Below are 12,303 nucleotides of genomic sequence, written 5' to 3'. Positions count from 1 at the left end.
GAACATGCTGGAATCGTGACGTCGAGGACATGTGACGCTACGGAGATGGGTGCTATTCCGCCCATACTCTGCTTAAGCGCATTCGCATGACCGATCTCGCCCTTGCATCCGAGTTCCCGGCCCCAACGCGTGAGGCGTGGTCCACGCTCGTCGAGAAGGTGCTGAAGGGCGCCGATTTCGAGAAGAAGCTCGTCTCCCGCACCTATGACGGGATCCGGATCCAGCCGCTCTACCCGAAGGCGGAGCCGAGTGCGCCGGTTCGCCGCGCAGAGCACGCGCCCTGGCGCGTCGCCCAGAAGGTCGATCATCCGGATCCGACGGAGGCCAACGCGCTCGCCCTCGCTGATCTGGAGGGCGGCGCGGATGCTCTCGTGCTTACCCTGGCGGGAGCGCGGACCGGACGCGGCTTCGGCCTCAAGGCGGGAAGTGTGGCGGAGCTCGATCGGGCACTCTCCGGCGTGATGCTGGACCTGATCTCGTTGTCGGTGGAGACGGCTCCCTACGGCGGCAAGATCGCCGCTCAGCTCATTGCCGACCTGGTCGCCCATAGAGGGCACACGCCCGGCGACCTCAACGTGGATTTCGGCCTCGATCCTGCGGGCGACATCGCCCGGATCGGTAGTTCTCCACTGCCCTGGCCGGAGCTGTCGAAGAAGTTCGCGGACACCGCTCGCGGCGTGATCGAGGCGGGCTTCACGGGCAGCGTCGGCAGGACCGACACGCGCGCCTACCATGAGGCCGGAGCGAGCGAAGCGCAGGAACTCGCGGCCGCGCTCGCGACGGGCGTCCTGTATCTGCGCCTCTTCGAGGCGGGCGGCATCTCGCTGGAGAAGGCGCGGGGCGCCCTGTCCTTCCTGCTCGTCGCAGATGCGGACGAGTTCCTGACCGTCGCCAAGTTCCGGGCGCTCCGCCGCCTCTGGGCGCAGGTCGAGAGCGCCTGCGGGCTCGCACCAAAGCCCTCGCGGCTCCATGCCGAGACGGCCTGGCGGATGACGACGCGCCGGGACCCCTGGGTGAACCTCCTGCGCGGCACCATGGCGGCGTTTTCGGCCGGGATCGGCGGCGCCGACAGCATCACCGTACTCCCCTTCACGGCGGCGCTCGGCCTGCCGGACGGCTTCGCACGGCGCCTCGCCCGGAACACGCAGACGATCCTGCTCGAGGAAACGAATCTTTGGCGCGTGGCCGACCCGGTGGCGGGATCCGGCGCTTTCGAGGAGCTGACCAGCCAACTCGCCGACGAAGCCTGGGCCCGCTTCCAGGAAATCGAGCGCGAGGGCGGCATCGTGGCGTCCCTCTCCTCGGGAGCCATCCAGCGGCGCATTGCGGAAACACGCAGCCGGCGCGAGGCGGCGCTCGCATCCCGCCGCGACCCGCTGACTGGAACGAGCGAGTTCCCGGACATCCACGAGGCGCCGGTTAGCGTGCTGATCCCTTATCCGCCTGCCAGCGGGGAAAGGGCGAGCGATGCGCAGGTGCGGTCGGATGGGGGGCAATCTCCCTCGGCGGAGGGCGTAGCCGCGCCATCGGATCTCGCCCTGCGAGCCGGACGGGCCCAGCCCCTGCCCTCGATCCGAGCCGCCGAGGCTTACGAGCGCCTCAGGGACCGGTCCGACGCGTTTCTCGCCAAGGCCGGCGCACGCCCGCGCGTGTTCCTGGCCAATCTCGGCCCGATCGCGGCCTTCTCGGCCCGCGCCACCTTCGCCAAGAACGCCTTCGAGGCGGGCGGCATCGAGGCCGTGACGAATGACGGCTTCGGCAACTTCGACCAACTCGCCGCCGCGTTCCGGGAATCCGGGGCCCGCCTCGCCTGCATCTGCTCGTCCGACGAGATCTACGGCACGCATGCAGCCCAGGCGGCCTCGGCCCTGAAGAATGCCGGCGCAGCAGCGATCTATCTTGCCGGCCGTCCAGGCGAGATCGAGGCGGCGCTGCGCGAGGCCGGCGTCACGGGTTTCGTTTTCGTGGGCTGCAACCTCTTGGCGCTGCTCGAGGCCGCACAGGCCGAAGCCGCGGCCTAGTCGTGGCAGAACTGGCGCAAGAGATCTAAGTTAGAGCGACGGGAGGTCGCGACGACAATGAGCCGGATACCGGACTTCTCCACCCTGCCCTTCGCGGGCCAGAGCGGGTCGACACCGCCGATTGCCGCCGAGCCCTGGGCGACGCCGGAGGGCATTGCCGTGCGCCCGGAATACGGGCCGGGCGATCGGGCGGGGCTCGACTTCCTCGACACCTATCCGGGCCTGCCGCCGTATCTGCGGGGTCCCTACCCGACGATGTACGTCAACCAGCCCTGGACGGTCCGGCAATATGCCGGCTTCTCCACGGCGGAGGATTCGAACGCCTTCTACCGCCGCAACCTTGCGGCCGGGCAGAAGGGCCTGTCCGTCGCCTTCGACCTCGCAACGCACCGCGGCTACGATTCCGACCACCCGCGGGTCTCCGGCGATGTCGGCATGGCCGGGGTGGCGATCGACTCGATCTACGACATGCGAACGCTCTTCGCGGGTATCCCCCTCGACCAGATGAGCGTCTCCATGACGATGAACGGCGCCGTGCTGCCCGTTCTGGCGCTCTACATCGTGGCTGCCGAGGAGCAGGGCGTGCCGGCCGAGAAGCTGGCAGGCACGATCCAGAACGACATCCTCAAGGAGTTCATGGTCCGCAACACGTATATCTACCCGCCCGCCGGGTCGATGCGGATCATCGGGGACATCTTCGCCTTCACGGCGCAGAACATGCCCAAGTTCAACTCGATCTCGATCTCCGGCTACCACATGCAGGAGGCGGGAGCGACGCAGGATCTGGAGCTCGCCTACACGCTCGCGGACGGCGTCGAATACATCCGGGCCGGGCTCGGCGCCGGACTGACGATCGACCAGTTCGCGCCGCGCCTGTCGTTCTTCTGGGCGATCGGCATGAACTTCTACATGGAGGTGGCGAAGATGCGCGCCGCCCGCCTCCTGTGGGCCAAGCTGGTCAAGGGGTTCGAGCCCAAATCCGACAAGTCGCTGCCCCTGCGCACCCATTGCCAGACGAGCGGCTGGTCGCTGACCGCGCAGGACGTGTTCAACAACGTCATGCGCACCTGTATCGAAGCCATGGCGGCCACGCAGGGCCACACGCAGTCGCTGCACACGAACGCGCTCGATGAGGCGCTGGCGCTCCCGACCGACTTCTCGGCGCGCATCGCCCGCAACACGCAGCTCTTCCTGCAGCAGGAGAGCGGAACGACGCGGATCATCGATCCCTGGGGCGGCTCCTTCTTCATCGAGCGGCTCACGGCCGACCTCGCCGCCAAGGCCTGGGAGCACATTCAGGAGGTCGAGAAGCTGGGCGGCATGGCGAAGGCCATCGAGGCCGGGATCCCGAAGCTCCGCATCGAGGAGGCCGCCGCCCGCACCCAGGCCCGGATCGATTCTGGCGCCCAGACGGTCGTGGGCGTGAACAAGTACAAGCCCGACCAGGACCGCCAGATCGACGTGCTTCGGGTGGACAACTCGACCGTTCGTACGCTGCAGATCGACAAGCTGAAGCGCCTCCGCTCCGAGCGCGACCAGGGTGCGGTCGACGCCGCTCTGGCAAGGCTCTCGGAGGCTGCGGCGGGCTCCGGCAATCTCCTCGCCATCGCGGTCGAGGCAGCGCGGCACAAGGCGACCGTGGGCGAAATCTCCGAGGCGCTGGAGCGCGTGTGGGGTCGGCACCGGGCCGAGATCAAGGCGATCTCGGGCGTTTACAAGCGGGAGGCAGGCAAGATGTCCGCAGCGGTCGAGCGCATGCGCAAGCTCGTCGAGATGTTCGAGACCGACGATGGCCGCCGTCCGCGCATCCTGGTCGCCAAGATGGGCCAGGACGGGCACGACCGCGGCCAGAAGGTCATTGCCTCGGCTTTTGCCGACCTCGGCTTCGACGTCGATATCGGGCCTCTCTTCGCCACCCCGGCGGAGGCGGCCCGCCAGGCGATCGAGAACGACGTCCACATCATCGGCGTCTCCTCGCTCGCGGCCGGGCACCTGACCCTGGTGCCCGAGCTGAAGCAGGCGCTGGCCGAGTACGGACGCGACGACATCATGATCGTGGTCGGGGGCGTGATCCCGCCCGGCGACTTCGACGCGCTCTATGCGGCCGGTGCGTCCGCGATCTTCCCGCCCGGGACCGTCATCGCCGAGGCGGCCGAGCGGCTGATCCACGAGCTCAATCTACGCCTCGGTTTCGCGGCCCGGGAGGCGGCCGAGTAAGGCGCTCGGGAAAGGCTCGAGAAAAGCAGGAAAACGTCCCTAGGCGGAGCGGCGATGTAGCCCTCCAGGCGTTCATCCGGTTCCGTCCTGGGCGATGCGATCGTAGCATCGCGTCGCATTCGATGGCGAAAGCGAGCGGCGAGCGTGGCATCCAAGAACTTCCCCGCTGCCTATCAGGCCTCCCCCGGATCGCCGCTCGCCGTCGATCGCACCTTTTATGAACGCGTCGCGTCGATGCCCGGTCGGGAGCTGGTCGACAGCTTCACGATCCCGATCCGCACCGGCCGCGCCTGGGAGGTGCCGGCCGGCCATGTCTTCCGGCTGTTGACCGTCGAGGGCCCGCAGGTCGGCGACCTGAACATCTGGAACCGCCACAACCCGCGCGAGCGCTTCTGGGCCGCGCGCACCCGCCAGCTCCAGGCGGCGCATGTCACGACCTTCGACCGGCTCTGGTCCACCCTGCCCTATCTGCGCCCGCTCGCGACCATCACGAGCGACACGCTCGCCGGGTATGGCACCGACGAATATGGCGGGCGCGTGCACGACCTCCTCGGGACGCGCTGCGACCCCTACGTGAACAAGCTCCTCACGGGTGAGGATTTCGACCACCACTGCCACTCGAACCTGGTTCGGGCGGTCGCGCCCTACGGCCTGACCGAGGTCGACGTGCATGACGTGCTGAACGTCTTCCAGGTCACGGGCCTGAACGCCGAGGACAAGTATTTCATGCGCGACTGCCCGGCCCGGCCGGGCGATCACCTGGAGTTCTTCGCCGAGATCGACCTCCTCTGTGCGCTTTCCACTTGCCCGGGCGGGGACCTCTCCGTTCCGCTCTGGGGACCCGAGGCGCGCGATCCTCTCGACGTGTGCCGCCCGATCGGTGTCGAGGTCTACCGGCTCGATCCGGCTGCCCTCGAAGGCTGGTCCTCGCCGAAGGTGGCCGACTACAAGGGCCAGCACGGCATGCAATTGCGGACACCTTTCTGGGAGGCCTGAGCGTCACCTCCCGACACTCCGGATCTTAAGAGCTTTCTGAGTTTTCTATCCGGCCCGCTGATCTACTCTCCCGTGAGCGCGGCACAGACTGCGCCGATACGGGAGACGTCCATGACAAGGCTCCAAGGTCCTGTGGCGGCGTTCTTCGCCACGATCCTCGCCAGTTCCGGCGCCAGCGCGCAGCCAGCCGCGCAGCCGGCCCCGGCGAGCGAGACGCTGGAGAAGATGTCGAGCTTCCAGACGACGGGTGTCGGCGACCTGCCGACGATCCCGCAGACCGGGCCGAAGGCCGATGCGGTCCGGAAGAACCTCTCCCAGATCAAGCTGCCGCCAGGCTTCAAGATCGATCTCTATGCGCTCGTTCCCGACGCGCGGGCCATTGCTGTCGGGCCGCAGGGGATCGTGACCTTCGTCGGCACGCGGAAGAGCCAAGTCTACGCGGTCACGGACCGCGCCAAGATGGGGACCGCCGAGGAGGTGAAGCGCTTCGCGCCGACCCTGGCCATGCAGGTGCCGAACGGCGTGTGCTTCTCGAAGGACGGCTTCCTCTACATCGTCGAGCGCAACCGGGTGCTGGTCTTCCCCGCCGCCGAGTTCTTCTATGAGGGAGGTGACGTCGCCGTCGCGGAGGTGGTGAAGCAGGGCGATCTCATCCCGAAGGGCGAGGAGAGCTTCAACCACACCGCCCGGATGTGCCGGATCGGCCCGGACGACAAACTCTACATATCCCTCGGGCAGCCCTTCAACGTGCCCGCCCCGGCCAAGATAGACCTCTACACGAAGCAGGGCATCGGCGGGATCGTCCGCATGTCGCGCGAGGGCAAGGAGCGCGAGGTTTTCGCCACCGGGGTGCGGAACTCAGTCGGGATGGACTTCAACCCGAAGGACCGCGTGCTCTGGTTCACGGACAACCAGGTCGACGGGATGGGTGACAACATTCCTCCGGGCGAGCTGAACCGTGCGCCCCAGATGGGCCTGAACTTCGGCTTCCCCTGGTATGGCGGCGGCAAGATCAGGACGACGGAATACAAGGACCAGACCCCGCCCCAGAACGCGGTGTTCCCGCAGATCGAGATGGACGCGCATGCGGCCGATCTCGGGATGGTGTTCTATTCCGGCGACAAGTTCCCGGCAAAGTATCGCGGCGGCATCTTCTCGGCGCAGCACGGCTCCTGGAACCGTACGACCCCGGTCGGGGCGCGGATCATGTTCACGAGCCTGAAGGACGACGGCACCGCGGACAAGACCGAGGTTTTCGCCGAAGGCTGGCTCACCGGAAGCGGCGAGTATCTCGGGCGGCCCGTGGACGTGGCGATACTCCGGGACGGCTCGCTCCTCGTCTCGGACGATTTCGTCGGCGCGCTCTACCGCATCACCTACGAGGGCAGATGAGAGCCTGTCTCACCGCGCTGATCATGGTGTCGGCCGCGCTCGCGGCCGGCACTTCCCCCGCCTGCGCGGGCGATGCCGTCGCCGGCCGCCAGAAGGCCCTCCAGTGCCAAGCCTGCCACGGCCTGGACGGCATGTCGAAGATCCCGGACGCGCCGCACATCGCGGGTCAGGTCGAGGCCTACCTCGTCAAGGCGATCACGGATTACAAAGCCGGCGAGCGCAAGAACGAGATGATGTCGGTCGTCGCACCGAACCTTTCGGACGACGATATCGCCGACCTCGCCGCGTATTACGCGAGCATCGAGATCACGGTGGCGAATCCGGCCCAGTGAAGGAGCTCAGTCGAGTTCCCCGAGCCGGAAGGAGATACCCTCCAGATCGGCGGCCTGCGGCCGCACCACGCCGGAGGCCGGGACCTCGACGATGCTTGCCCAGCCACCTCGGCCCGGCCACCGGTGGACGTAGGTGGTCCGGCTATTCGCCTCGACGACCCACAGTTCCTGCACCCCGTAGCCGGCATAGAGGCGCGCCTTCTGGTTCCGATCGAAACCGAAGCTCGTATCGGCCACCTCCACGGCGAGAAGGATGTCCGGTCCACGCACCTCCCGAAGCTTCAAGCGCTTTGGGTATATCACGAGGTCGGGCTCCACGAGCGTCATCTCGGACATCTCGAGCGAGCTCTCCACGCCCAGCCACAGCTCCGGCGGCAGACCGCGTGCCAGCGTCAGGAGGATGGTCGACTTCACCCGCTCGTGCACGTGGTTCTTGGCGGCCATCGGCACGATCTCGCCTTCGATGAGCTCGAGGTTCTCGCTGTCGTCCAGGATGCCGGTCTCGAACATCCGCTCGAACTCCGCGACGCTAAAGGCGCGCCGCGCGTAACCGTCGAGGGCGCGCGTGATATGAGCGGTCATCGTGCCGGCCTCCCTGGCCTCATCCGATGAACTGGGGCCGCAAGGCTACCATTGCGGGCAGGGCCTGCCCACCCGCATCAGGTTCCCGCCATGATCCCACCGCGCTTCCACGGAAGGCGGGCCTCGATCGCCTTGATCCGCGCTGTATGCGCCGCCCAGAAGGCCCTTCCCGTTCGGCGCGGGCCAGCGCCCCCCACTCTCACGAGACGCCCGGCGACGCGCCGCACCTGCGGGCTCGCTCCTCCCGAGAAGGTCGGCCCGACCCCGCCGGACAGGGTTCCGAACTCGGCCTTTGGCAGAGGACCGGCCGCAAGCGGCGAGCCGATGGCTGCCAGGTGGGTCTTCGCCCGGCGGCAATATTCGACGGACAGCGCCGACATGCGCTCCTGATTGTGCCCGGCGCGGTATTTCATCAGCGCCCGGCAGAGATCGCCATTGGCGAGCTTCCAGGCATCGGCCAGGTAGCTGACCCCCAGCCGGATGTTCGTCGAGGGCTCAGCAAGCTCCTCCAGGGAGCCCTTGAAGCCGAGCATGGCGGCGGTCGGGGGCATCACCTGCATCATGCCCCGCTCGCCGTCTCCCCCGATCGCAGCCGGGTTGTAGGCGCTTTCGATCCGGGCAACGGCATCGGCGACCTCCGGCGGCAGCCCTCTCGCCTTCGCCTCGGCGGCAATCATCGGAAGGTAGAGCTTCCGCCCGCTCGGAAGCGTTGCGTCGACGGCCGACGCGGCGAGAGGCGTGTCCGGCGGCGCCGGCACATCGGGGAAGCTTCCCGGCCGTGGAGGCGGCAGCGGTTGCTCGCCGGCCCGCGCGGCGTCTGCAAGGCACAATGCAAGACATGCCGCGGCGGTTGCGGCCGACATGGTCCGTGACGTCAAGCCAGATCCTCGTTCGCGGCCAAAGACCCGATCAACGGGGCACATTCGTGGCGGGTCAGCATCGCAGCGAAACGTTACCTGAACGCCACCGTCCTGCAGCAACCCACTGCTCTCGTGGCGGTTGCGCGGTGGGGCACCTACATTCGACCTTCCACGAGCTTTCCGCCCGCCGGCGGGAAGCGCCTGCCGAACACTCGATGACGACCATCGCTCTTCGCGTCCTCCTCGCGATCCTGATCCTCTTCATCCTGCCTCTCGCCACCCATGCGCTCTGGTGGGCGCTGCGGCACGACCTTGCGCCGGACTGGTCCCGCGCCGATTGGACGAGCGCCAAGATCCTGCCGGATGCGCGCGAGCACCGCCCGGCCCTCGTTCGCATCTACGCCGCCCGGACGGGGCGCTGGAAAGGCATCTTCGCCCATCACAGCTGGATCGTCGTGAAGGAGGAGGGCGCCTCCCGCTACAGCCGCTATGACAAGGTCGGCTGGGGCTCGCCGGTGCGGACGAATGCCTGGGCGGCCGATGCGCGCTGGTTCGGCAACGACCCGCAACTCGTCCTGGCGATCGACGGCGAGGAGGCGCAGCGGCTGATACCGGAGATCCGCAGGGCCGTCGCCGAATACCCCTATTCCCGTTTCGGGGATTACCGCGTCTGGCCCGGACCGAACTCGAACACCTTCGTGGCCTATGTGGTCGGGAAGATCCCGGCGCTCGGGACGGCACTGCCACCGACCGCCGTCGGCAAGGACTTCCACCCCTTCGGGGACTTCGCCGGCCTGACCCCGAGCCGCACCGGCTTCCAGCTCCAGCTCGGCGGATTTCTCGGCCTCACCGTCGGATGGGTCGAGGGCTTCGAGCTCAATTTTCTCGGCCTCGTGACGGGCATCGACCTTCGCCACCCCGCCTTCAAGCTGCCGGGCTGGGGCCGCATCGGCCTGCCGCTTCCGGCCGAGGCCTGAGCGGAGCGCAAAGGCTCCCTTCGCGAAGAGAGGCTGGACGAGAGCAGCCGCCTGGTCCCAATGGGCTGGTGGACAGCAGCACGCCCCCTTCCCTCCGGCCCTCGCCAGGGCTTCGGCCCGCCTTCGCCGGTGCTGCGGCGACGTTTTCGGGAATAGGGCTCAGTCGCTTCGCCTATGTGCCGCTCTTCCCGGCCATGGTTTCGGCGGATTGGATTACCGGCCCGGAAGGCGCCTTCCTAGGGGCCTTGAACCTCGCCGGCTATCTCGGCGGCGTGGTCGGTGGCCGCGGTCTCGGGCGGCGGCTCGGCACGCCCGCTGCTCTTGATCTCGGGATGGCGCTGGCGGTGCTCGGCTTTGCGGCTTGCGCGGTCAATCTCGGCTCCTATTGGCTTGCCGGCTGCCGCCTCGTCTCCGGGGTGGCAGGCGGAATCCTGATGGGGCTCGCCGGGCCGGCCGTGCAGGGCGCAGTCGATTCACACCTGCGCGGCCTGGCCGGCGGCGTCGTCGTTTCCGGCGTGGCCATCGGAATCATCACGGCCTCGCTGGCGGTGCCGGCCGTCCTGCCGCTCGGCCTCTCGGCCACATGGCTCGTCCTTTCGGCGATCGTGGCGGTGCTCTGGCTCGTCGTTCGCCCGGCCTGGCCCCGAACCCCGATCACAGCGCCCACGGGAACGCCCGCCCGCTCGGCCGTGCTCGAGATCTCCTACGGGATCTCGGGAGCCGGCCTCGTGCCGCACATGGTGTATTTCGCCGACCTCGCGGTCCGGGGCAACGGGCACTCCGTCGGCTTCGGCTCGGTCCTGTGGCTGGTCTTCGGGGCCGGGGCCCTGACGGGCACACTGGTCGGCGGCCGGAGCGCCGACCGGCTCGGCGCCCTTCTGGCCCTCCGCCTCTGGTTCGCCGCGCAGGTCGTCGCGCTTACCCTCTCGCTGTTCGGACATCCCGTCATGCTGCTGCTTTCCGGCTTCGCGGGCGGGTTCAGCGCTGTCGGCCTCGCGGCCATCGCACTCGCCCGGGCGCGCGAGCTCGCGGGCGCGGCTGCAGGAGCAGTCTGGGTCAGAGCCACGGCCGCCTTCGCCGTGGCGCAGGCCGGAGCTGGCTTCGCCCTCGCCGCCTTGTTCGGGCAGACGGGCTCCCATCTTTATGTCTTCGTGGCGGGCCTCGCGCTGTCGGTCGCGGCTCTTCTCATCTCCTTCATCAACGCGGACCGAGCGGCGGCTGAGGCTTGAGGCTCGACGACGCGACGGCGGGACGGCAGAAGACCGGAATGCGCCCTCGTTCCTCCCCCGACCTCGACCGCCTTCTCGCCGGAGATCGTGCAGAACTCGCCCGGGCGATCACGCTGGTCGAGTCCTCGCGTCCCGACCACAGGGCGAGCTCGCGCGACCTGATCAGTGCCGTCATGCCGCACACCGGCAAGGCGATACGCGTCGGGATCACCGGCGTACCCGGGGTAGGCAAGTCGACCATGATCGACTCGCTGGGGGCCTTTCTCATCGAGGCCGGCCACAAGGTGGCCGTGCTGGCCGTCGATCCGAGTTCGACCCGGACGGGCGGTGCGATCCTCGGCGACAAGACCCGGATGGCCAGGCTCGCGACAGATCCCGCGGCCTTCGTGCGGCCCTCTCCCTCCTCCGGCACGCTGGGCGGCGTCGCGGGACGGACGCGTGAGGCCATGTTCCTGTGCGAGGCGGCCGGCTACGACGTCGTCCTGGTCGAGACGGTGGGCGTCGGGCAGTCTGAGACCGCGGTGGCGGACCTGACCGACATCTTCCTCGTCCTCGCCCTCCCGGGCGCCGGTGACGAGCTGCAGGGCATCAAGAAGGGCGTGATCGAGCTCGCCGACATCATCGCCGTGAACAAGGCCGATGGGCCGGGAGGCGAAAAGGCGGCCGCGGCCGCTGCCGATTATCGCGCGGCGCTGCACATCCTGGTGCCGCCCGGTGCATTATGGACTCCGCCCGTCCTCCTCGTCTCCGGCCTTGCCGGGATGGGGCTGGACGGAATCTGGGACAAGGTACTCGAGCATCGCCGTACTCTGGAGGGTGCAGGCGAGCTTGCAGCAAAGCGGCGGAAACAGGACCTCAAGTGGATGTGGGCGCTCGTCGAGGACCGGATCCGCGCCAGGCTCCGGGCGGATCCCCGCCTTCGCGAGCGGGTGCCCGAGCTCGAGGCGCAACTCGCCATCGGAGCGCTCTCCCCCGCCGCGGCGGCCGACGAGATCGCCGCCATGCTGGGGGTCTGAAGGCGCGATGCGACGGCTGCTCGTCACCGGCTTCGGACCGTTCCCGTCCATGCCGCGCAACCCGAGCGCCGCGCTTGCCCGCTCCGTCGCAGCGTCCCCCCGCTGGCGGATCCTGGACATCGAGGCGCAAGCGCTCGTCCTCACCACGGCCTACGCCACCCTGCCGCGGGAGTTCGATCCGGCCCTGGCGGAAAGGCCCGACGCCGTGCTGATGATCGGGGTCGCGGGCCGATCCCGCGCGATCAGGATCGAGTGGCGGGCCACCAGCCGGCGCAGCACGCTCTTCCCCGATGTTGCGGGGGAGCGGGCGGAGAAGCCGCACATGACGAAGCAACGACCCGTGCTGCGGACCCCTCTCCCAGCGCGAAAAACGCTGCTCGCGCTCCGCCGCCACCATCTCCCTGCGCGGCTGTCACGAGATGCGGGCCGCTATCTCTGCAACGCAGCCTACTTCCGCGCCCTCGGAACGGGGCTGCCCATCCTGTTCATCCATATCCCGAGGAACCCGGATCCGACCCGGCCACGGCCGGGAGCGGCCAGGCGCCGGACCGCGACCTGGCCGGACCGGCTCGCCCGTGCTCTCGTCGAGGTCGGTATCGGCATGTTGCGGGAAGCTCGGCCTGCACGCGTTGAAGCCCGAAGCAGGCTCCGGTAAGCCAGAGGCGTCCGGCTGGGCCGGCG

The 12,303-nt window shown here is 68.5% G+C and carries 11 protein-coding genes; 9 read left to right on the top strand and 2 right to left on the bottom strand.

Translation table 11 applies throughout. The features are described 5' to 3' along the window. Positions 1 to 86: 86 nt before the first annotated feature. The 5 genes from ACO2SS_RS19950 to ACO2SS_RS19930 all read left to right on the top strand — a co-directional run bounded on the left by ACO2SS_RS19950 (position 87) and on the right by ACO2SS_RS19930 (position 6,958). Positions 87 to 2,021 carry a methylmalonyl-CoA mutase family protein gene (locus tag ACO2SS_RS19950; RefSeq protein WP_423279527.1) on the top strand — a complete coding sequence of 645 codons (1,935 nt, stop codon included), beginning with the start codon at positions 87 to 89 and terminating at the stop codon, positions 2,019 to 2,021. Positions 2,022 to 2,078: 57 nt separating this feature from the next. Then, entirely contained in the window at positions 2,079 to 4,238 is a 2,160-nt protein-coding gene (gene scpA / locus ACO2SS_RS19945) for a methylmalonyl-CoA mutase (RefSeq protein ID WP_423279526.1), read from the top strand. A 144-nt stretch (positions 4,239 to 4,382) separates the two neighbouring features. After that, complete coding sequence (locus ACO2SS_RS19940) at positions 4,383 to 5,234, top strand: urea carboxylase-associated family protein (protein WP_423279525.1); 852 nt, start codon at positions 4,383 to 4,385, stop codon at positions 5,232 to 5,234. A 111-nt stretch (positions 5,235 to 5,345) separates the two neighbouring features. Then, entirely contained in the window at positions 5,346 to 6,626 is a 1,281-nt protein-coding gene (locus ACO2SS_RS19935) for a PQQ-dependent sugar dehydrogenase (RefSeq protein WP_423279524.1), read from the top strand. Beyond that, positions 6,623 to 6,958 (top strand): c-type cytochrome, encoded by a 336-nt coding sequence (locus ACO2SS_RS19930; RefSeq protein ID WP_423279523.1) that lies wholly within the window; start codon positions 6,623 to 6,625, stop codon positions 6,956 to 6,958. Before ACO2SS_RS19935 ends, ACO2SS_RS19930 begins: the two co-directional genes overlap by 4 nt. A gap of 6 nt (positions 6,959 to 6,964) precedes the next feature. Here ACO2SS_RS19930 and ACO2SS_RS19925 read toward each other — a convergent pair whose 3' ends face one another. Together ACO2SS_RS19925 and ACO2SS_RS19920 are read right to left on the bottom strand one after the other, a co-directional pair. Then, positions 6,965 to 7,540, bottom strand: coding sequence for a Uma2 family endonuclease (locus tag ACO2SS_RS19925; protein ID WP_423279522.1), 576 nt, complete (start codon positions 7,538 to 7,540; stop codon positions 6,965 to 6,967). A gap of 77 nt (positions 7,541 to 7,617) precedes the next feature. Then, complete coding sequence (locus ACO2SS_RS19920) at positions 7,618 to 8,298, bottom strand: lytic transglycosylase domain-containing protein (protein WP_423279521.1); 681 nt, start codon at positions 8,296 to 8,298, stop codon at positions 7,618 to 7,620. A gap of 317 nt (positions 8,299 to 8,615) precedes the next feature. Here ACO2SS_RS19920 and ACO2SS_RS19915 point away from each other — a divergent pair, with 317 nt between their 5' ends. The 4 genes from ACO2SS_RS19915 to ACO2SS_RS19900 all read left to right on the top strand — a co-directional run bounded on the left by ACO2SS_RS19915 (position 8,616) and on the right by ACO2SS_RS19900 (position 12,277). Continuing rightward, complete coding sequence (locus ACO2SS_RS19915) at positions 8,616 to 9,377, top strand: DUF3750 domain-containing protein (RefSeq protein ID WP_423279520.1); 762 nt, start codon at positions 8,616 to 8,618, stop codon at positions 9,375 to 9,377. A gap of 68 nt (positions 9,378 to 9,445) precedes the next feature. Continuing rightward, positions 9,446 to 10,606 (top strand): YbfB/YjiJ family MFS transporter, encoded by a 1,161-nt coding sequence (locus ACO2SS_RS19910; RefSeq protein WP_423279519.1) that lies wholly within the window; start codon positions 9,446 to 9,448, stop codon positions 10,604 to 10,606. Positions 10,607 to 10,644: 38 nt separating this feature from the next. Further along, entirely contained in the window at positions 10,645 to 11,622 is a 978-nt protein-coding gene (gene meaB, locus ACO2SS_RS19905) for a methylmalonyl Co-A mutase-associated GTPase MeaB (RefSeq protein ID WP_423279518.1), read from the top strand. Positions 11,623 to 11,629: 7 nt separating this feature from the next. Continuing rightward, complete coding sequence (locus tag ACO2SS_RS19900) at positions 11,630 to 12,277, top strand: peptidase C15 (protein ID WP_423279517.1); 648 nt, start codon at positions 11,630 to 11,632, stop codon at positions 12,275 to 12,277. Positions 12,278 to 12,303 lie beyond the last annotated feature (26 nt).

The organism is Enterovirga sp. CN4-39 (assembly GCF_049446235.1).
In the GTDB taxonomy this organism is placed as follows: domain Bacteria; phylum Pseudomonadota; class Alphaproteobacteria; order Rhizobiales; family Beijerinckiaceae; genus Enterovirga.
Note: the sequence above shows the minus strand (reverse complement) of the source record. Positions and strands in the feature narration are given on the sequence as shown.